This is a genomic window from Micromonospora sp. NPDC004540 (genome assembly GCF_040610095.1).
Taxonomy (GTDB): Bacteria; Actinomycetota; Actinomycetes; order Mycobacteriales; family Micromonosporaceae; genus Micromonospora.
Genome location: NZ_JBEXLR010000012.1, coordinates 77,059 through 97,764, shown reverse-complemented (window position 1 = coordinate 97,764; position 20,706 = coordinate 77,059). Strand labels below are relative to the sequence as shown.

Annotated in this window: 14 protein-coding genes and 1 pseudogene; 2 read left to right on the top strand and 13 right to left on the bottom strand. The window is 69.8% G+C overall.

Annotated elements, in window-relative coordinates; all coding sequences use genetic code 11:
- Positions 1 to 457 precede the first annotated feature (457 nt).
- The 4 genes from ABZV78_RS06825 to ABZV78_RS06810 form a co-directional block, all read right to left on the bottom strand.
- Positions 458 to 1,039, bottom strand: coding sequence for a dihydrofolate reductase family protein (locus ABZV78_RS06825; protein ID WP_355636009.1), 582 nt, complete (start codon positions 1,037 to 1,039; stop codon positions 458 to 460).
- A 63-nt stretch (positions 1,040 to 1,102) separates the two neighbouring features.
- On the bottom strand, positions 1,103 to 1,942 hold the full coding sequence (locus ABZV78_RS06820) for a helix-turn-helix domain-containing protein (RefSeq protein ID WP_355636007.1): 840 nt from the start codon (positions 1,940 to 1,942) through the stop codon (positions 1,103 to 1,105).
- A 228-nt stretch (positions 1,943 to 2,170) separates the two neighbouring features.
- Positions 2,171 to 3,043 carry an LLM class F420-dependent oxidoreductase gene (locus ABZV78_RS06815; RefSeq protein WP_355636005.1) on the bottom strand — a complete coding sequence of 291 codons (873 nt, stop codon included), beginning with the start codon at positions 3,041 to 3,043 and terminating at the stop codon, positions 2,171 to 2,173.
- A gap of 54 nt (positions 3,044 to 3,097) precedes the next feature.
- Entirely contained in the window at positions 3,098 to 4,585 is a 1,488-nt protein-coding gene (locus ABZV78_RS06810; RefSeq protein ID WP_355636003.1) for a cytosine permease, read from the bottom strand.
- A 292-nt stretch (positions 4,586 to 4,877) separates the two neighbouring features.
- On the opposite strand from ABZV78_RS06810, the gene ABZV78_RS06805 reads away from it, so the two are divergent.
- Positions 4,878 to 5,543 carry a hypothetical protein gene (locus tag ABZV78_RS06805; RefSeq protein ID WP_355636001.1) on the top strand — a complete coding sequence of 222 codons (666 nt, stop codon included), beginning with the start codon at positions 4,878 to 4,880 and terminating at the stop codon, positions 5,541 to 5,543.
- Between the two features lie 294 nt (positions 5,544 to 5,837).
- Complete coding sequence (locus ABZV78_RS06800) at positions 5,838 to 7,226, top strand: MFS transporter (RefSeq protein WP_355635999.1); 1,389 nt, start codon at positions 5,838 to 5,840, stop codon at positions 7,224 to 7,226.
- A gap of 179 nt (positions 7,227 to 7,405) precedes the next feature.
- On the opposite strand, the gene tnpB is transcribed toward ABZV78_RS06800, so the two are convergent.
- The 9 genes and pseudogenes from tnpB to ABZV78_RS06755 form a co-directional block, all read right to left on the bottom strand.
- On the bottom strand, positions 7,406 to 8,776 hold the full coding sequence (gene tnpB / locus ABZV78_RS06795) for an IS607 family element RNA-guided endonuclease TnpB (RefSeq protein ID WP_355635997.1): 1,371 nt from the start codon (positions 8,774 to 8,776) through the stop codon (positions 7,406 to 7,408).
- Positions 8,773 to 9,350: pseudogene (locus ABZV78_RS06790) on the bottom strand (IS607 family transposase). The gene tnpB and the pseudogene ABZV78_RS06790 overlap by 4 nt, the downstream one beginning before the upstream one ends.
- Positions 9,351 to 9,516: 166 nt before the next feature.
- A complete protein-coding gene (locus ABZV78_RS06785) occupies positions 9,517 to 10,725 on the bottom strand; it encodes a sugar phosphate isomerase/epimerase (RefSeq protein ID WP_355635995.1) in 1,209 nt (402 codons plus the stop codon).
- 83 nt (positions 10,726 to 10,808) lie between these two features.
- A complete protein-coding gene (locus ABZV78_RS06780; RefSeq protein WP_355635993.1) occupies positions 10,809 to 14,261 on the bottom strand; it encodes a ThuA domain-containing protein in 3,453 nt (1,150 codons plus the stop codon).
- A 210-nt stretch (positions 14,262 to 14,471) separates the two neighbouring features.
- Positions 14,472 to 15,416 (bottom strand): sugar phosphate isomerase/epimerase, encoded by a 945-nt coding sequence (locus tag ABZV78_RS06775; RefSeq protein ID WP_355635991.1) that lies wholly within the window; start codon positions 15,414 to 15,416, stop codon positions 14,472 to 14,474.
- A gap of 19 nt (positions 15,417 to 15,435) precedes the next feature.
- Positions 15,436 to 17,547: a PQQ-dependent sugar dehydrogenase gene (locus ABZV78_RS06770; protein WP_355635989.1), complete on the bottom strand. Its 2,112-nt coding sequence runs from the start codon at positions 17,545 to 17,547 to the stop codon at positions 15,436 to 15,438.
- Between the two features lie 349 nt (positions 17,548 to 17,896).
- On the bottom strand, positions 17,897 to 18,292 hold the full coding sequence (locus tag ABZV78_RS06765) for a hypothetical protein (RefSeq protein WP_355635988.1): 396 nt from the start codon (positions 18,290 to 18,292) through the stop codon (positions 17,897 to 17,899).
- 97 nt (positions 18,293 to 18,389) lie between these two features.
- On the bottom strand, positions 18,390 to 18,767 hold the full coding sequence (locus tag ABZV78_RS06760) for a VOC family protein (RefSeq protein ID WP_355635986.1): 378 nt from the start codon (positions 18,765 to 18,767) through the stop codon (positions 18,390 to 18,392).
- A 65-nt stretch (positions 18,768 to 18,832) separates the two neighbouring features.
- A complete protein-coding gene (locus tag ABZV78_RS06755; RefSeq protein WP_355635984.1) occupies positions 18,833 to 20,668 on the bottom strand; it encodes an AMP-dependent synthetase/ligase in 1,836 nt (611 codons plus the stop codon).
- Positions 20,669 to 20,706: the final 38 nt, after the last annotated feature.

Sequence of the window (20,706 nt, the reverse complement as noted above, 5' to 3'; positions counted from 1 at the left end):
GGTGGCGGCCCCCAGCGGTACGGGCGGGCCGCCCCGCGCCCCGGGGGGCCGGGCCCCACCAGTTCGTCCGGCCCGCCCCGTGCCCCTCAATCCGTGACGGCCGGCGGAGCAGGCGCCTACAGGGGCGGGCGCCGCCGGCTCGGAGTCGGCCACCCAGCTCGGGTGGGCGGCGGCGAACGGCGCCGGACGGGTGTGGCGGAGGGCAGCGCCGCAAGAGGGCGGCCCCCGATTTCGAGCGCCGATGTCGAGACCGCCGCGTCGGCTCCGACTACCTCCTGACGGCGCCCGACGGCTGTGCTGCGAGTGTGGCGGAGGTCAGCGATGGGCAAGGTCGTGGAGGTGTGCCAATCTGGAAGACCACGACTTCCATGCCGGGGCAGCGATGCACAAACGCAGCCGGAGGCCCGATCTCGTGTCACCGTCGCAGCGGACTTCTTCGCGTACCCACTCAGATCGGTCATCGGCGCACCCGATAGCGCAGGTGAAGCACCCGGTTGCCCTGAACAACTACGTCTGGGCCTTCCAGCAGGTGCTGCGCGTCGACGGACCCGAAGTAGCGCTTGCCGGAGGCGAGCACGACGGGTGCGACGTCCATGCGTACCTCGTCGACCAAACCTGCGGCGAGCATCTGGCCGCCGACGTCGCCGGCGGCCACCTCGACAGTGCGGTCACCCGCAAGCTCTCGCGCCTTGGCCACGGCTGCCTCGATGCCGTCGACAAAGTGGAAGGGCGCCTGGGGGTCCCAGCCCTCGGGCGCACCACGGTGACTCACGACGACCACATGGTCGATCCCACTCGGAGGCGTCCCATCCCAGCCGTCTGTGATGTCAAAGACGTGACGGCCGGCGATCGTCACACCGATCTCGTCCCAGTACGGCCGGATGTGGTCGTAGGACGCCTGCGACACCTTCAGAACGCCACCGTCGTCCAACGGCACGTCACCGCTGACCAGCCACTCGAATATCGGACCGGGATCGTCGTTCTCAGCTGCGATGAAACCATCCACCGAAACCGACGCGTTCATGACCACTTTGCCCATGGGTTCCTCCTCTGTTGGGAGTCCCCAGTCTTGTGCGGCGTGAGCTGTCGCTCTTGTACGAAATCAATCGGCTGGCAGCGGCCAGCCGTCCAGTGCGTGGCCAGGATGGTCGCGCAGGAATCGCCGCCGGACTTCGACGTACCTGGTCGGCGTGAGACCGGTGAACTCCCGGAACTCGCGCACGAAATGGGCCTGGTCGAAGTAGCCCGCGTCGGCGGCAACGTCTCCCCAGTCGATCGGTGCAGCGACGTCGATCGCCAACACAGTGGAGGTGAAGCGGTAGCTGCGAGCCAGCCGTTTCGGCGTGACACCGACGACGGTCTTGAACCGCTTCGCCAAGTACGTGCTGCTGGCGCGGGCCGCCACACCGATGTCGCTGATTGGCACTGTCCCGCCTGTCGCCGCGATGGCGCTGCTCACTTGGCGGACCAGGTCAAGACCGTCGATCGCCCGCAGCCGTCGCACCAGTTCCTCTTCGAGCAAGATCAGCATCTTGTGCGGTGCGTCTGCCAAGGTCAGTCGGCGTCGCAACTCAGCGATAGCGGGCTGGCCCCAGATCTGCTCGACCGTCGCCGGTCGGTCGCACAGCTCGGCCGCGGGCATCGGAAGGAACGGTGCCAGCCCCCACGGCTTGAAGTGGACGCCGACGGACCGGGTCGGGGTTGGGTAGCTGAACTCCCACGCGCGGGTGGGCGTGGTGACCGCGCAGCCGTCGGCGTACTCCACGGCTTCTACGTCGGTGCCTGCGCGGATGAGAAACGGCGCCCCGAGGTTGACGATGAGCAATGGCGCAGGCGCCGCCGGCAGCATCAAGCGGGAGTACGGCGGGGCGCCCTCCAGGTAGTAGAGGTCGTCGATCAGCCCGTCCAGCGGCGGACTGGGCGCCCTGGACACATACTCCACGCCGACATCATCGCCGACGGCCCCCATCCGGCATAACGCGCCGCCGCCAGCATCGAGCCGGCGCCGATCACTGACGGGCCCCCGGCGCATTTCGGTCCCCAACTACACCCCAAGTTGTGAAGAGCCAGGAAAGCCGGTCACCGGAACCGTGACCCACCTGCGCTTCCGGGTCGCACGAGGCCCCGGCCGCCGGTCCTACGGTTCGCAGGCGGCCGAGTCAGTAGTGGATCAGGCGAGTTCGGTGAGTCGCGCCGCGATCCGCTGCTCGGCCAGTTCCTGCGCGAACTCCAGCGGGTGGCGGTCGGGCATCGTCTGCACCTCGGTGACGCCGAGCGCCGCGTACTCGGCCACCTCGGCCACGAACGCGTCGACGTCGGGCAGCGGCGGCCGCATGACCAGCACGGTCTTGTCGATGCTGCCGTAGTCCCGGCCCTCGGCGGCGCAGTGTTCCCGCAGCACGTCGAGCTTGTGCGCGACCTCCGCCGGGATGTTGCCGAACAGGTTGCAGGCGTCGGCGTAGCGGGCCACGAGCCGGAGAGTCTTCTTCTCACCGCCGCCGCCGATCATGATCGGGGGGTGTGGTCGGCTGATCGGCGCCGGCACGTTCAGCGTCTCGGCCAGCTGGTAGTGCTTGCCGTCGAAGCGGCCGTTGTTGTCGCTCCACATCTGCAGGCAGATCTGCAACGTCTCCTCGAGCCGCTCGAAGCGTTCGCTGACCGGGACGACCGGTACGCCGAGGCCGCGCTGCTCACGGTCGTACCAGGAGGAGCCGATGCCGAGCCGGGCCCGCCCGCCGGAGAGCACGTCGAGCGTGGTGACGATCTTGGCGAGCAGGCCCGGATAGCGATACATCACCCCGGTGACCAGGACACCGAGCGTCATCCGCTCGGTCTTGGCCGCCACGTAGCCCAGGGTGGTGTAGGCCTCGAGCATCGGCTCCTCGGCCGCCGTCGTGAACTCCATCTGGAAGTAGTGGTCCATGACGGTGAAGGCGGAGATCCCGGCCTGCTCCGCGATCCGGGCGGTCTCCGCCAGCGCCCCGGCCATCTCCGACGGGTCGGCAGGCGTGGAGAAATTCCAGTAGTGCAGGCCGAGCTTCATGGCCCATCCTTCCAAGTCCGTGGGACAACGGGCATTATTCCGGGATTGCCCGGATCACGCGGTGCGTTCCTGGTCGCGGACGCGGCGCCGGCCGAGCAGCAGGTAGCCGAGGAAGCCGATGGCGAACGAAACCGCCACCCCGAGGTTCGCGTACGCCCAGTCGCCGGTCCTACCGCCGAGGCCCGTCGCCGAGAGCAGGTAGCCCTGCCAGGACAGCCACGAGGCCAAGCTGTTCGTCACCAGGCCCCAGCCGACGGCGGTGCCGGCGACGACGAGCCCGACCGCTGCCACGCCGATCGAGCCGTATCGGCCATCGGGCCGGTAGAGGTCCGCCTCCGCGTACGCCTGCCTGCGCAGCGCGAGGTCCGCGAGGAACACGCCGCACCAGCCGGCGATCGGCACGCCGAGGGTGATGAGGAAGCCCTGGAACGGACCGATGAAGCTGCTGGCGATCCAGACGACGTAGATGGTGCCGAGGATCATCAGGACACCGTCGATGCCCGCCGCCACCCACCTCGGCGCACGCAGCCCGAGGGTGAGCAGCGCCAGGCCCGAGGAGTAGATGTCCAGGACCGCGCCGCCGATGAGGCCGAGGATGGCGACGATCGCGAACGGTACGAGGTACCAGGTAGGGACGAGCGCCGTCAGGGCGCCGATCGGGTCGGCGGCGATCGCGCTGCTGAGCTGCTGGTCGGAGGCAGCGAGCAGCAGGCCGTAGACCACCAGGACCACGGGCGCCACGCTCGCCCCGAACGTGGTCCAGCCGACGACGCCCCGGCTCGACGCGCCGCGCGGCAGGTAGCGGGCGTAGTCGGCGCCGGAGTTGACCCAGCCGAGGCCGAAGCCGGTCATCGCGAAGATGAGAGTGCCGATGAACGCCTCGACGGACCCGCTCGGCACCGACGACACTGTGGCCCAGGAGACGTGATCGGCGGTCAGCGCGAGGTAGCCGACAGTCAGGACCGCGGTGGCGATGGTGATGATGCCTTGCAGGCGCATGATGGCGTCGAAGCCGAGGACCCCGGCGAGCACGACGATCAGGGCCACGACGAGGAACGCGACGACCTTGGTGAGGTTGCCGCTGCCCCAGCCCAGCCGGTCGAAGACGGTCGCCGTGGCCAGCGTGGCTAGGGCGCAGAGCACGGTCTCCCAGCCGACGAGCAGCACGTAGCTGATGGCCGCCGGCAACGCGTTGCCGCGTACGCCGAACGGGGCCCGGCTGAGGATCATCGTGGGCGCCGAGCCGCGCTTGCCGGCCAGCGACACGAAGCCCACGAGCAGGAACGAGACGACGGTCCCGAGCACCCCGGCGAACGTCGCCTGCCAGAAGGAGACGCCGAAGCCGAGGAAGAATGAGCCGTAGCTGATGCCCAGGACGGCGATGTTCGCGGCACACCATGGCCAGAACAGGTCGCGGGGTCGGCCTTTGCGTTCCTCCTCCGCGATCACGTTGATGCCGTTGAGCTCGACGGGCAGACCGGCCGGCCCGCCGGCGCCGGGCGTCGGGCCTTGACTCTCGGTGGGGTGGACCTCTGCGGTCATGGCTTCCCTCGCGCAGTGGGCGGGTACGACTCGGACGGGTCGAGGACTGTGGACGGTACGGGCGATGACCAGTGTCCGGGTGGCGGGCCTGAATGAACAAGGGCCAGGTCGCGTAGACACGGGTTCGCCCGCTCCGGGCCGACGATGCGTCGGCCGAGCGGGCGAACCCGTGCCTGGAGATGCCAGGTAGCGCAGGGCGGAGGTTGGTTCGACCGGCGATTGGCCGGCGCCGATTCCGGGTACAGCCCGCGTCGCCGCCGCCCACGCCGCAGACCCTTCCGATGGAGACGCCATGACAGTCGATCTCCCCGCCCAGGCGGTCACCGCCGGGGCCGTACCCGAGGTATGTGCCCGTCACGGTCAGCCCGCGACCCGCCGGCGCAAGACTGTGTTCCGGTCCTACACGCCGAAGTGGACCTACGTCCTGCTCCTGTTCGGAGTGCTGCCGTTCGCCATCGTCGCCGCCGTGCTGCAGAAGCGCGTCAAGGCCCCGACCTGGCCCTTCTGCGCCGACTGCGGCAGGTTGCGCACCCGCCGCCTGCTCATCGGCGTCGGCCTGGTGGTGCTCGCGGTCGTCGGCGTGGTGGCGCTGTCCGCCCTGTTGGCGCCGAACGACTCGACCGCCGGCCCCATCGTGCTGGTCTTCGTGTTGCTGCTCATCGCGGGGCTCGGTGTGGCCAGCACCGCCGGCAGCGGTCCGATCGCCTCCGGACACGTGTCCAACGACGGCAGCACCGTGCACGTCCGCCGCGCGCACGACCGCTTCGCCGAGCAGGTCGCGGCCCTGCAGCCGGGCCCCGGGCGGCAGCCCCACCTGGCCTACCCGCCCTACCCGCAGGCCGGACCGCCGCAGTATCCGCCGTACCCTCCCGCCGCGCCGCAGTACGGGCCTGCGCCGCAGTACGGGCCTGCGCCGCAGGCCTGGCCCCACCAGGCGCAGGGCGACCAGCAGCGGTAGGGCTCGCCACTGGTCCTCCATGCGACCGGATGACCGTGAGTCGTGGCCGGTGGGTGAGGACGTTCGTCCAGGCGGAGCCAGCTGATGCAGGTCAATAACTCGACGGACACGTAGATCTTGAGTCGCTAGAGTTCGAGCTATTGCGGAACCGTCCGCCTGGGATTTGAGGAGCACTGATGTCTAAGTTGTCGGCCGGAGCTTCCATTCGCCCCTTGGCAACCGCAGTCGCAGGCTCGTAACGCCGCTCGTGTAGCGAACTCAGCCCACATCCCGGTCGCCGGGGCGAGGTGACACGTGTCACCGGCCCTTGGCGCTTTTCGGCGTCTCCGTTCGCCTTTCCGGAGCTCTGCTGTGTCCGCTCGTCGTTCCTCGATCCACCCTGTCCTTCTCTTACTCCAACGCCTGATCACTTCCCCGTTCGGCAGGAGAGCCCGACGGCTCAGGTCAGCTCCGGCTGCTCCAAACCTTGCTGACGAGACCGTCAGCCGCAACGTTCGCCTGCTGGGCTGGTTCAACTTTCTCGGCGACTTCCGCATGTACGGGCCAATCATGGTCATCTACTTTGCGCAGGTCACCGGCTCGTACACAGCCGCCGCAAGCCTGCTGGCGCTGAAGATGTTGTCCTCCGCGGCGTTCGAAGTCCCCACCGGCGTGCTCTCCGACCGGCTCGGGCGTCGCGGCACGATGATCGCCGGTTCCGTCGTCATGGTGGCCGCCCACCTCGGGTACGCCGGAGCTTCCGGCTACGGCCTCCTCGCGGCAGCTGTTGTTCTGGAGGGAGCGGCGGCCTCACTGTGGAGCGGCAACAACGACGCGCTTCTGTACGACACTCTGCTCGGAGCCGACCGGGAGGAGGAGTTCCCCCGGCACTCGGGCCGTGTGAACTCGATGTTCCAGCTCGCGCTCGCGCTGGCGGCAGCCATCGGTGGCGTGGTCGCCGGCGCGTGGTCGCTGCGTGCGGTGGTCGTGCTGTCGGTCGTGCCGCAGGTCCTGTGCGTGCTCGTCGCCTTGCGGGTCCGGGAACCGCGGGTGCACGGCCCGCTGGAATCGAACGTGCTGGTGCATCTCGGATCGGCCCTGCGCGGCATCCGCCGTAATCCGGTTCTCCGCCGGATGACTCTGGTGTCGGCGCTTCGTTACAGCAGCGAAAGCGCGGCTCAGTTGTCGCCTGTCTTCGTGGCAGGGCTGTGGCCGCTCTGGGCGCTGGGCGTGTGGCGCACCTTCGGCCATGGCGTGGCCTTCATCGGCTTCCGCGTCAGTGGTTGGGTGATCGGCCGAGTTGGCGCGGCCCGCACTCTGCTGTTCGGTGAGGTGTTCGACAACCTGGCGAACTTCGTGGCACTGGTCAAGCCGACGGTACTTTCGCCCGTGCTGCTTGGGTCACCGGCCTACGGCATGTCGACAATCGCCCAGCAGACGTTGCTGCAGCGCGAGTTCACCGATCGGGAACGCGCGACGATGGGTTCGCTCGGGTCGCTGCTCGGCAGCGTGCTGTACGCGCTCGTCGCCGTGGGGGTCGGCCTGGTGGCAGACCGTTGGGGCATCGTCGCGGCGTTGCTCGCGATCCAGGCAGTGGTCCTGGCCGCACTTCCCCTCGCCTGGTCGGTGCACGCACACGCTCTCCGACCGCCCGCTTGCCCCGACGCCCCTCTGGCCGGAACGACGCCAGGAGAGTCGGCATGAGCGCCTTCTCAGCCCCGGCGAGGCCCGCGGTAGACGTCAGAGTGCTGCAGGGTGACATCGCGTCGGGGTTCGGCCTGCGCCACCTGGGTCTCCGCGTCCGTGGCCGAACCGGCTGGCCGCGCTGGTCGAGCACTGGAGTGTGCACGTGAATGCCATTAGCCGTTACCTTTCGGTGCGCTTTAGTGGGCACACGATCGGTCGCCCCGCCTTGCGGTGGGGACGGTCCCGGTCTTGCCGGCGGATGCCGTGCCGGGTTCACGCTTCACAGCCACCTGCCCGCGTGCGCGGGTCTTCTGGTCGGCTCCACGTGCTGCCACCGAGCCACTCCCGGCGGTGTTGAACTCGGCCGCCAGGGCGGCCAGGTTGCGTGCGGCGTTGCGGTCACGGTCGATGACCAGCCCGCACGCCTCACATTTGTACTCACGCTCGTGCAGGGCGAGCTTGGCTTTCACCGCGCCGCAACCCGAGCAGGTTTTCGAGGACGGATACCAGCGGTCGGCCACGAGCAGCCGGCCGCCGTTCCACCCGGTCTTGTATGCCAGCTGACGGCGGATCTCGGCGAAGCCGGCATCAGCGATGTGCCGGGCCAGCCGGCGGTTGCGGAGCATGCCGGCGACGTTCAGGTCTTCGACAACGATGCTGCCGTGTTCGTGTGCCAGCCTGGTGGTGAGCTTGTGCAGCCCGTCGCGGCGCAGGTTCGCGACTCGAGCGTGGGCACGGCCAAGTCGGTTCGAGGCGCGCTGCCAGCGGTTCGAGGGGCGGCAGCCGGTGCGCCGGTCGGGCCCGGACTTTCGCGAGCAGGCCCGACCGAGCGCCCGCAGTCGGGCCTGCGCGGCGATGAGGTGGCGCGGGTTGTCGACCAGCTCGCCGGTGGACAACACCGCAAGGTGCTTGATCCCGACATCCACACCCACCACCGAGCCGGGCCGGGCCGGTTGCCGTTCGGGCCGCTGCACCTCAACGGTGAACGAGACATGCCAGCGTCCGCCGTCGCGGCGCACGGTGGCGGACATGATCCGCGCGGTGCCGTCATCGACACGGCGGGCGAGCTTACGGGCGGATTCGTGCAGCTTCAACCGGCCCAGCCTCGGCAGCACCACGTGCCTGCGGTCGGGCTCGACGCGGATCGCGCCGGTGGTGAACCGCACCGACGGTGTGGCACGGCGGCGCGACTTGAAGCGGGGGAAACCGACCGGCCTACCGGCCCGCCCGCCCTTACGGGAGTCAGCCCAGTTCTTCAGACCGCGGGCGAGAGCGTCCAGGCCGGTGTTGAACGCCTCTTTGGACACCTCGCCCCACCACGGCGCCGCCTCGGCCTTCGCGGCGTTCCACGCCTTGCGCAGCCCGGCCAGCGACCACGGCAGCGACGGCGTCAACAGCTCATCGGGCACACCATAGGAGCGCTCCGCCGCACGCTGGTCCATGACCGCCTTGACCCGGGCCAGCGCCCAGTTGTGCGCGACCCGCGCAGCCCCCACGTGCGCGTTCACCGCGCGTTCCTGACCCGGGGTGAGGTCCAAGGCGAACCGGTACGCCTGAATCGTCCTCACGTCGGATCCTCGGTGGCCGCCTCGACCGCCCGGCGCACACGGTCCGCAGCGGCGCGGCGCCCGTACAGGCGGACGCACAGCGACGTCAGGATCTCCCTCACATCGCCACCAGGTCGTCGACGACCCCGGACGGGTCCACCACCAACAGCCGGCGGCCCTGCGCGGACAGCGCAGCCTCGACATACTCGGCTCCGAACCGAGCGAACCGATCCCGGCGCTCCACCACGATCGTCCAAACGCCCGGGTCACGCAACAGAGAGAGCAACTTCTTACGTTCCCCGTCGAGCGCTGAACCGACCTCGGTCACCACCCGGTCCACGGCAAGTCCCTGACCCGTGGCCCACACCGTCACCCGGGCCACCTGCCGATCCAAGTCCGGCCGCTGATCAGCCGAGGACACCCCGGCGTACACCACAACCTGCCCGGCGTCCGAGGCCGCGCCGGTCAGCGGTTCACCCACCATGATCAGCCGGCCCAGCCGGTAAGCGGGAACGGGCAGCGTTCCAGACTCGTACCGCCGCCGCGCGGTTGCATACGAGATGCCAGTGGCCGCTGCCCATTCCTTCAAATTCACACCGTCACCATAGCTAACCCTTGAGCACTCCTGACCACCAACGAGCCAGCAGTTGTTGGCCCCCGCCGTGAAGGGCGGAGCACCGGCCCGCATCTCGGTAGTCAGAAGATCGCCCGCTCCGGCCGACACAGCGGTTCGGCCGGAGCGGGCGACTTCGTGGAAGATGTCAGTAGCGCAGGGCGCGGAGGCTGCCGTAGCTGTCGCAGGCCGACGAGACGCCGTCCGGACGCGGGCTGTCGTTCTCGGTCAAGTAGTAGTCGACCCCGGCCATCTCGCTGTAGGCGAAGATGCGAGCGAAGTCGATGGTGCCCTCGCCCACGTCGGCGAACGACCCGTTGGCGGCCATGTCCTTGACGTGGAACAGCGAGAACCGGCCCGGGTACTGCTTGATCAGCTCCACCGGGTCGGCGCCGACGCTGGACGCCCAGTACAGGTCGAGCTCCATCGCCACCAGGTTCGGGTCGGTCTCGCGGACCAGCACGTCGTAGCCCCGCACGCCGCCCTCCTGCGTGGTGAACTCGAACCCGTGGTTGTGGTAGGCGACGGTGATGCCCGCCTGCTTGAGCTCGGCGCCGACCGCGTTGAGGGTCGCCGCGACCTCGGAGTAGTCCTCGAGCCCCCACGAGCCCGAACCAGAGATCCGGACGTACTTCGCGCCGAACGTCCTGGCGTTGGCGATGACGCCGGCGAGGTTGTTCTGGAGGTCGCCGAGGCTGATCCCGATCGACGGGACCGCCAGACCCGCGTCGGCCACCAGGGGCGCCAGCGCGTCGGCCCGCTTGCCGTAGAAGTTGTTCACCGAGCCCGAGGGCTCCGCGTTGCGGTAGCCGCAGGCGGCGAGCGCGGCCAGGGTGGCCTGGGGGGCGTTCGGCATGGTGGCCCGCACCGTGTAGAGGACGAGGCCGATCCGGTCGTCGGGCAGCGCGCGGGTCCCGGGGGCCGGCTGCGACCTGCCGATCTCGGAGCCGGCGGCCGCCCGTACGATGCTTGCGCTCTCCTCGGACGTGATGACGTCGTCCTGCCGGAGGGCGTTGGCCAGCCCGCTGACGGTGCTCACGAAGGCGCCGTGGTCGGCGAACGGCGCCGCGGCCCAGATGGCGTCCAGGATCGTGCACCCGTCGCCAAGGTCGCGGTTGGGTACGCCCGAGTCGGCCCGGTTCCGGCCGAAGAACACCGTGGACGAGGCGGTGTAGCCCCAGGGGCAGCTGTCGGCGATCGCCGGTGTGGTGACGGGCGCGGTCGCGTCGGTCGACGCTTCGGCGGCGGCCGCCGACGCCGGTGTGAACGGCAGGAGGGTCGCGGCGAGCGATGCGGCGAGCAGGTGACGCGCGCGTCCCGATCGACGGTGGGACGGGCGGGTGAGGTCGGATTTCATGGTCTCTCCCAGTCAGATCGAAATTCGACGGAGGATCGGCGGTGGTGGCGAGGCCCTCCGACCCCGCCACCACCGCCAGCGGCTCAGCTCACCGTCACGACCACTGTCGAGGACAGGGTCGCCCCGACGCTGTCGGTGACGGTCAGTCGTGCCGTGTAGGTGCCCTTGCGGGCGTACGTGTGACTGGCCGACGCCCCGTGCACGGCGGCCGTGTTGTCACCGAAGTCCCACACGTGATCGGTGATGGTGCGCCCGGGCGCCGGCGAGGCGGTTCCGGTGAACGCGACCGCCAGCGGCGCGGTGCCCGTGGTGGGCGTGGCCGAGGCCGAGATCGTGGCCGCGGTCTGTTCGCGTACCCCGGCGCCGTTGAAGCGCAGCCAGTCCAGCGCCATCAGGTCGGGGGTGCCACCGGTCTGGTTCGGGTTGACGAAGACCAGGTAGAGGGTGGTCGTGCGGCCCGGGTCGGTGAGTTCGACGGTGGGCGAGACGACGTTGTCCCAGCCGCCGGTGCCGCCGATGGTGGCCCGGCCGAGAAGCTGACCGGTGGGGGAGTCGGCCCTGACCTCGATGTCGCCGCCGCTGCTGCCCGAGGCGACGCCGAAGGTGACCGAGTCGATGTTGCGGAGGTTGACCGGGCCGAAGTTGATCCACTCTCCGTGGTCGATGTCGCCGATGCGCTTGCCGGCGCTCGCGGTCGCGCGGTCGAGGACCTGGATGCCGCTCTGGCCGTCGAAGTGCTCGGCCTCCTTGCTCTTGGTCTGTAGCTCCGCGCGGGTCGAGCCGACCAGTTCCGGTGCGCCGTTCGCCCCGCCGTCGGTGTATTGCGCCGACAGCAGCGTGTAGAGGTTCTGGCCCGGGCCGTGCCCGTCGCCGCCGTTGCTCTCGGTCACCGCGACCCCGGTGCAGCCGACGTAGTTGTCCAGCGGGTGGGCGTGTGAGTCGTGGCCGAGCTGGGTCTGCACGACGACCTTGGAGCAGTCGGTGCTGTTCTCCTCCGGGTCGGTGACCGTGACCGTGTACGGGATGCGGTCACCGAAGTCGAAGAAGGCTCCGTCGGGGACGCTGAGGGTCACCGTCGGGCGGGTGTTGCCGGCCGTGATCTCCTGTACGGCGACGGCGGTCTGTCCGTTGGTGGCGGTGACGGTGAGTCGGGCGGTGTAGCGCCCGGGTGTGCTGTAGGTGTGGCTGGGGTTGGCGGCGGTGGAGTCGACGCTGCCGTTGCCGTCGAAGTCCCAGGCGTACTCGATGGCGGTGCCGTCGGGCCCGCTGGAGCCGGCGCTGGAGAAGGCGACGGTCAGGGGCGCCGGGCCGGTGTCCTTGTCGACGGTCAGCTTGGCCACCGGTGGCCGGCTGTTGGCGACGTAGTCGATGCGGTAGATGCCGGCGCCCTCGTTGCTGCCGCCCCGGCCGCTGCCGCTGCCCTCGCCGAAGTCGATGACGTAGAGGGAGCCGTCCGGCCCGAACTCCGCTTCGAACGGCTGGATCCAGGACATGTTGCCGAGGATCCCGTTGATGGACTGCAGGTCACCGGCCTTCGTGGGGCCGAAGCGGGGGTCGCTGAAGGTCTGCGCGGTGTCGTGGATCGACAGCGTCTTGAACCACCGGCGGGTCAGCTCGTAGACGATCCACTTGCCCTCGAAGTACTGGGGGAACTTGGTCAGCCGCTTGTTGGACGGGTCGTAGTCGTAGACGGGTCCGCTCATGGGGCCGCCGCCGCCCGTGCCCAGCTCGGGGAACTGCGGGGACGCCGAGTAGGCGTACCAGACCAGGGCCGGCTTGGTCGCCGGGAGGTTGGTCAGGCCGGTGTTGTTGGGGGAGTCGTTGACCGGCGCGGCGCAGTTGAACTTCGGCCCGGAGGTCGACGTGGCGAAGTCGTAGTCGTTGAACGGGGTGTTGTTGCCGATGCAGTAGGGCCAGCCGTAGTTGCCGGCGCTGGTGATCCGGTTGAACTCGACGGTCCCTTCCGGCCCCCGGTTGGGGTTGGCGGACCGGGAGTCGGGGCCGTAGTCGGCGACCAGCAGCGCGTTGGTCTTGGAGTCGACGGTGATGCGGAACGGGTTCCGCATGCCCATCGCGTAGATCTCGGGCTTGGTCCGGGCCGTGCCCGGGGCGAACAGGTTGCCGTCGGGAATGGCGTACTTTCCGTTGGGCAGGGGCTTGATCCGCAGGATCTTGCCGCGTAGGTCGTTGGTGTTGCCGGCGGTGCCCTGGGCGTCGTACGCGCGCCGGCCGGCCCGCTCGTCGATCGGGGTGAAGCCGCTGGACTCGAACGGGTCGGTGTTGTCACCGATGGCGGCGTACAGGTTGCCCTGCTGGTCCATCGTGACCGAGCCGCCCATGTGCGAGTTGGCGCGCGCCTCACCGCGCCAGGTCGGGATGGTGAGCAGGCGCTTCTCCGAGGTGAGGCTGACGCTGTCGCCGTCGACGGTGAAGCGGGACAGGTTCAGCTGCTTCTCCACCCGGTCGGACCAGAGCAGGTAGAGCCAGTTGTTGCCGGCGAAGTGCCGGTCCAGTGTCATGCCGAGCAGGCCGTCGGACTGGCTGGTCTGCTCCGGCGTGTAGGCGAAGTCCAGCAGCGTGGTGACCGCGAGGGTGTCCTGGTTGACGACCTTCAGGGCGCCGGTGCGCTCGATGTAGAAGACCCGGCGGTCCGGCGCGACCGCCAGCTCGAACGGGTCGGAGAGGTCCTGGTTGACCAGCGGGATCCGCTCGAAGTTGGTGGTCCTGGTGGCGCCGCAGTCACCGGGGGCGGCGCCGGCGGCCCACTTGATGCCACCGAGCAGGTGCGCGAGGAACGCCGGCTCCTGGAACGACGAGGAGCTGTGCCCGCCGGCCGTGAACCAGGAGCGCCCACCGTCGTAGTTCTGGCACCACGAGTACGCGTGGTCGGTGCCCTCGTCGAGCCCGGGAATGCCGTCGCGCACCTTGATCTGGGCGAGCGTGTGGACCTTGCCCGTGGGGTTGGTCCGCCAGTTGTACCACTCCTCGCTGCGCTCCCAGAGCTCCGGCAGGTCCTTCGTGGACGGGTGGGCGTGGTCGAGGACCTTGATCCGGCCGGGGAAGGTGCCGCCCGTGGCGGAGAAGTCCGGGTGCTGGTCGAAGATGGTTCCGACCAGTCCCTCGTACCAGGTCCAGTTCCGCTCGCTCGCCGAGGCGGCGTGCAGGCCGACCCAGCCGCCACCGTTACGGATGAATTTCTGGAGCGCGGCCCGCTGGTCGGCGTCGAGGAGGTCGCCGGAGGCCGGGGTGGAGTTGGTGTTGTTGAACACGAGGGCGTCGAAGCGGGCGAGGTTGGCGTCGGTGAACGCGCCCGCGTCGGTGGTCGCCTCGACGGCGAATCCTTGTTGGTCGCCGAGTTGCCGAATGGCGGCGACGCCGGCCGGGATGGAGTCGTGGTAGAAGTTCGTGACCTTGGAAAAGACCAGCACCCGGAAATTGGTGGCGGTCGCGGATTCGGCGGCGGTCGCCGGCGCGGTCGGCAACAGGAGTGTGATGGCCGCGAGCAGGGCGAACAGTAGCGTGCGTTGGCGTCTCATACACGCGCTCCTAGGTGGGGACGGTGGCAAGAAAGCGCTTTCCACGTTCCCTGCACCCTACGAGATCCATTTCGGCGGGTCAATATTCCGGAGGAACCCGCATTTCCGTCGCTGCGACAGCTTTATTGCATGCCGATAACCACTCCCTCGCTGAGGGAGTGGTTATCGGCGCTTAATTCAATATTGGAGACGGAATTGCGGTAGGACGCCTCAGAACCGCAGCCTGCGCAGGTAGCGGTAGCCGACCTCGGCCGTCTGCTGCGGCGTCACGTCGGGGGTGTCGTTCTCGACGATGTACTCGAGCACCGAGTGCTCCCGGAAGATCCGGGCGAAGTCGATGGTCCCGGTGCCCAGGTCGGCCATGTCGCCGGTGGACGCGTCCCGGTCCTTCACGTGGTACTGCAGGACGCGCTGCGGTGCGGAGCGGATGACGTCGAGGGTGAAGCCCTCGGGGTCCGCGGCGCCGTCGCCGGAGTTGATGCCGCCGGTGACGGCCCAGTAGAGGTCGACCTCCAGGTGCACGAGCTTCGGGTCGAGCTCCGCGGTCAGCACGTCCCAGGGCCGCTTCCCGCCGCCGAGGTCGATGGTGAACTCGTGGGCGTGGTTGTGGTAGCCGTAGCGCAGGCCGGCGGCCCGCGCCGCGGCGGCCTCGACGTTCATCTGCTCCGCCCAGCGCTTCCACTCGTCCGCGTTCTCGGAGTACAGGTACGGCACCACCATGAACTGCTGGCCCAGGGTGACCGCGTTCTGGATCTTCTGCTCCAGCTCGGCGGCGTTCGCGCTGATCCCGTCGTGGCTGGAGCTGGCCTTGATGCCGATGCCGTCGAGGAACTGACGCAGTTGGGCGGCGGTCCGGCCGAAGTAGCCGAGCGCCAGCTCCACGCGCGGATACCCGATCCGGGCCAGGTGGGTGAGGGTGGCGTCGTAGCCGGGCGAGCCCCACAGGGCGTCGCGCACCGTCCACAGCTGGATGCTGATCAGGCCTGCGGGTACGTGGTTTCGTCCCGTGGGGTGGATGGTGGCCGACGCGGCCGTCGCGCCGAGGCCGGACGCCGCGAGCCCGACGCCGGCGACGGTGGCCAGTGAGCCGCGCAGCAGGCTGCGCCGGTCAACGGAGCGCCGCAGCGCGGCCATCCCGTCGTGTCCGTAACACATGATTGCTCCTTGTCGTCAGTTATGCGGTGGGGACCAGGACGACCTGTTCGGTGCCGGTCAGGGACGGCAGGCCGTCACCGCCGGCGTCGGTGTAGGACGCGACGAACACCGCGGTCAGGTTGTCGTGCTCCGGGTCGTGGCCGGACGGCACCGTGGTCTGGATCGAGCCGGTGCAGCCGGTGGCGGTGGTCTGCGGGTGCCCGTGCTGGTCGTGGCCGAGGACGTACGTGACGGTGACCCGGGAGCAGTCCACCGGCTGGTCGTCGGTCACCCGTACCTCGAACTGGACGGTGTCGCCGAAGGCGAAGGGCTGGCCGTCGGCCGGCTTGACCAGCTCCACCACGGGCGCGGCGTTGCCGACCACGATCCGGACCGAGGCGGAGGCCGAGAGGCCGCCCGGGTCGCTCACGTTGAGCGTCGCGTTGTAGAGGCCGTTCTTTCGGTAGGTGAACGTCGGGTTCGCGGCCCGGGAGTCGACCTTGCCGTCGTTGTCGAAGTCCCACGCGTACGCCAGCCGGTCGCCGTCGTAGTCGGTGGTGCCCTCGCTGGAGAACGTGACGGTCAGCGGGGCGACCCCGTTCGTGGGTGTGGCCGAGGCCTGGGGGACGGGCGTGTGGTTGCCGGTCCAGCCGGTGTAGTCGATCCGGGCCAGCTGCGCGTCCGGGTTCTCGCTGAAGAAGCCGTCGCCGTACTCGAGCACGTAGAGCGCGCCGTCCGGGCCGAACTCCAGGTCCATGGGGTTGTCGAAGGTGATCGAGGGGAGCACCGGCTCGATCCCGGTCAGGTCGCCGTCGGCGTCCAGCCGGAAGCCCTTCACGTAGTCCCGCGTCCACTCGTGGAACAGCGGCATGCCGTCGTAGTGGGCCGGCCACGCCACCGGCGCGCGTCCCCGTGTCGTCGGCTGCGTGAACTGGTACGCCGGCCCGGCCATTGGGCCGATGCCGCCGGTGCCCAGCTCAGGGAACTGCGCCGAGGGGCCGTAGTTGTACCAGACCTGCGGCTGCTGCACCGGGGGCAGCTGCCGCAGCCCCGTGTTGTGCGGCGACTCGTTGATCGGCGCGGCGCAGTTGAACGGCGCCCCGGACTGGCCGGTGGCGAAGTCGTAGTCCACGTACGGCAGTTGCGCGGTGGCGCAGTACGGCCAGCCGTAGTTGCCGGCCTTGCGGGCGGCGAGCCACTTGCCGTGCCCGGCCGGTCCGCGCTGCGGATCGGGCGCGCCCGCGTCCGGCGAGTAGTCGGCGACGTACAGGTCGCCGGTCTCGCGGTTCAGCTCGATCCGGAACGGGTTGCGCAGGCCCATCAGGTAGATCTCCGGCCGGGTGCCGGCCGTGCCCTCGGGGAACAGGTTCCCGTCCGGGATGCTGTACCCGCCCTTCTCGCCGACCTTGACGCGCAGGATCTTGCCCCGCAGGTCGTTCGTGTTGGCCGAGGTGCGCTGCGCGTCGTACGCCGGGTTCCGGCCCGGGCGCTCGTCAATGGGCGCGTAGCCGCCGGACTCGAACGGGTTGGTGTCGTCGCCCGTGGACAGGTACAGGTTGCCCTTGGCGTCGAAGGCGATGTCGCCGCCGACGTGGCAGCAGATGCCCCGGTCGACCGGTACGTCGAGGATCTGCTGCTCGGTGGAGAGGTCCAGCTTGTCCTTGACCAGCCGGAACCGGGAGAGCCGCAGGGCACCCTTGAACTTGGCGAAGTCCGCGGCGGTGCCCCAGCCCGGTGCGTCGCCCTCGTTGACGTCCGGGGTCGACGGGTCGTCGACCGGGGTGTTCCCCGGCGGGGAGTAGTAGAGGTAGACCCAGTTGTTGCCGGCCCGGCCGAAGTTCGGGTCGATGGCGACGTTCTGCAGGCCCTCCTCGTCGTGCCGGTAGACGTCCAGGGTCGCGGCGACCGTGTTGCGGCCGGTGGTGGGGTCGTGCAGCCAGACCTCACCGGCACGGGTCACGTGCAGCACCCGGTTGTCGGGCAGCACCGCGAGGTCCATGGGCTCGCCCGGGTTGTCGTTGAGGGTGACCTTCTGGAAGTCGCTGTCCGGGGGCGGCGCGGCCGCGTCGGGCGCGGCCGTCGCGACGGTGGGGGTGGCGACGAGCGCCGTGGTCGTGAGACCCGCTATGGCGAGCGCGAGTCGTCTCTTCATCTGCCTCTCCTTGTGTTCGGGACCGGTCGGGGCAGGTCGAGGGGGTCAGCTACTCCTTGATGGACCTGTTGCGGGCATGGCGGAGTCGCCCGTCACGCCGCACGCCATTGGCGGGGCGGTCGGGAACGGGCGGAGGGCTCGGGTTAGGGGACAGGTGGCGGTCAGGTGTCGGCCGGCAGCGACCTGGCGGTTAACCGCGACGAAACACCATCGACCTGGCCGACGCTACAAAAGACATGTCCACGTGTCTATAGCTTTCCACTGGTGCGGCCAAACTTTCGTCCGAGATCGACGAAAGTGGCCTGTCGCGCTGCCTTCACCGCCAAAGTCGGGTGGGCTCGCGCGCCGGTCAACGGCACGACGGGGCACGGCGTGTACTCCCGCGCGGCCACCACGGATGCGCCCCGCCGGCTGCGATCACCAGCGCGCCGACGGCGAGGAGCGGCGGACTGCGTCGCCAGGCGCCGACCGCCATCACCGCGTCACCCGCGAGCCGCACCGCCTGCGCGGACGCGGGCATGTGCGCCCGCACCCAGCGTCCCCGCCGGGTGCGGGCGAGCGCGTCGAGGTCCGCCAGGCGCAGCACCGCCACCGAACCGGCGACCGGTAGCGCGACCCGGACGGCGGCCGCCGCCTTCGGATGCCCGCGCCAGAGCAGGAGGTTGGAGATCAGGCTCGCCGTGACGTCTGCCGAGATCTTGACCGGGTGGACCTGATGGACCAGCACCCGGTCGGACAGCCGCATGTCGCCATCGTCCACCCGCCCGGCAGCGGGAAGGCGGCGAATGGCAGCCCCGAACCGGCCCGGGCCAGGCTGCTCGTGCCGCCCAGGGCGTGTTTCGTCAGTGGCGCACCAGGCAGAACGGATGCCCCGCGGGGTCGGCGTAGATACGCCAACCGCGCCCATCCGCGCCATCGTCCAACACCGTTGCGCCCAGGGGCAGCACCTGCTCCTGGGCGCGGTCCAGGTCCGCGACACCGAAGTCCAGGTGGAACTGCTGGGGCCGGGCCGGATCGGGCCACCGCGGTGGCCGGTAATCCGCCACCCGTTGGAAGGCCAGGACGAGGCCGGACGGCGTGTGCAGCGTCGCCCAGTCGTCGCCGAGGGCCCATCGCCGATCCCGCTGATTGACGGCACCGCCAAGCAGTGCCTGGTAGAACTGGGCAAGTTCCGCCGGGTGAGGGCAGTCCAGCACCACGCACTGCAGGTCAGCGATCATGGGCCGACCCTACAAGGCACACCGGGGCACGGCCGGCGCGGCAACGAGACGGCACCACGGCCGGCCTAGTGGCCGGTGTAGAGGGCGTCGATATCGGCGGCCCGCTGCCGCTGCACCACCTCACGCCTGATCTTCAACGTGGGGGTGAGCTCACCGTTGGCCTCGGTGAAGTCGTCGGGCAGGATGCGGAAGGTCTTGATCGCCTCCGCCTTGGAAACCGAGCGGTTCGCACGGTCGACCGCGGCCTGGATGTCGCGGCGCAGGGCGGGGTCGTCGCGCAGTTCCGCCACCGATGCGCGTGGGTGACCGTGAGCGGTTCGCCACCGTTGCCATGCCTGCGGGTCGATGGTGATCAGAGCGGCGGCGTACGGCCTGGCGTCGCCGACGAGCATGCAGTGGCTGACCAGCGGGTCCGCGCGCAGCCGATCCTCCATCGGTGCGGGCACGATGTGCTTGCCGGCCGCGGTCACGAGGATCTCCTTGGTGCGTCCCGTGATCCGCAGATAGCCGTCCTCGTCGAGGCTGCCGAGGTCGCCGGTGCGGAACCAGCCGTCGACGGTGAACGTCTCCCGGGTGGCGGACGGGTTGTTCCAGTAGCCCTGGAACACGACATCGCCGCGGACGAGGACCTCGCCGTCGTCGGCGATCGCCAACTCCACGCCCGGTAGTGGCCGGCCGACCGTGCCGATCCGCATCGCCGACGGCCGGTTCGCCGTCAGCGCCGGGGAGGTCTCGGTCAGCCCGTACCCCTCCAGCGCCGTCACGCCGGCCCCGCGGAAGAAGTGTCCGAGCCGCTCGCCGAGGGGGGCGCCGCCGACGATCGCGATGCGGCACCGTCCGCCGAGCGCCGCCCGCAGCTTCCGGTAGACCAGCAGGTCGAAGACCCGCCGCGCCAGCCGGAGGATCGGGCCAGGGCCGGACGGGCGGTCGAGCGCCCGGCTGTAGCGCACCGCCACCCGGTCCGCGATGGCGAAGAGGCGACCCTGGTGCTTCTCGATGGCCTTCTGCTGCGCCCTGTTGTACATCCTCTCGAACACGCGCGGCACCGCGAGGACGAACGTCGGCCGGTATCGACGCAGCTGATCCATCACGCCGCCCATGCTGGCGCTGTGCACCATCGTCGCCCGGGTCCGCACCATCCCTACCTGGATCATTCGGGCGAAGGCGTGCGCCAACGGCAGGAAGAGCACCGTCGACGCCCTCTCGTGGAACAACTCCGGCAGCGCCGCGACCGCGTTTCCGACGTCGAGGCAGATGTTGCGGTGCGTCAGGACGCAGCCCTTCGGCCGGCCCGTCGTCCCGCTGGTGTAGACGATCGTCGCCACGTCTCCACCGGACACCGCGCCACGGCGGGCCTCCACCTGCTCGTCGTCGACGGTCCGGCCCCGGGCGGCTACCCGCGGCAGGTCACCGGCGTCGATCTGCCACACCTGGCTCAGCCCCGGCAGCCTGTCCCGCACGCCGGTCAGCATCGCGGCGTGGGCAGGTGTCTCCACCACGCACGCCACCGCGCCGGAGTCGGCCAGAATCCAGGCCAATTGGTCGGCGCTCGAGGTGTCGTACACCGGCACGGTCACCGCGCCGATCGTCCACACCGCATAGTCGACCAGAGTCCACTCGTAGCGGGTGCGGCTCATCAGCGCGACGCGGGCCCCGGGCTCCACCCCGGCGGCGATCAGTCCTCGCGCCAACGCCAGCACGTCGTCGCGGAACTGTCGGCAGGTCACCGCACCCGCGTCGCCGACGCCGGACTGCTGCCCGGGCCACGACCGGATGTCCGGGTCCGGGCGCAGGAACTGCACCGTGTCCGGTTTCCGTCGCGCGTTCTCCCACACCACGTCGGCCAGCCCCACCGACTCGCCGCCGGTCACCTCCGGCTTCACCGCGACGCTGCCCCGCATGCCCCGTACGCCCCCTGGCTGTAGACCGATGCTTCCCC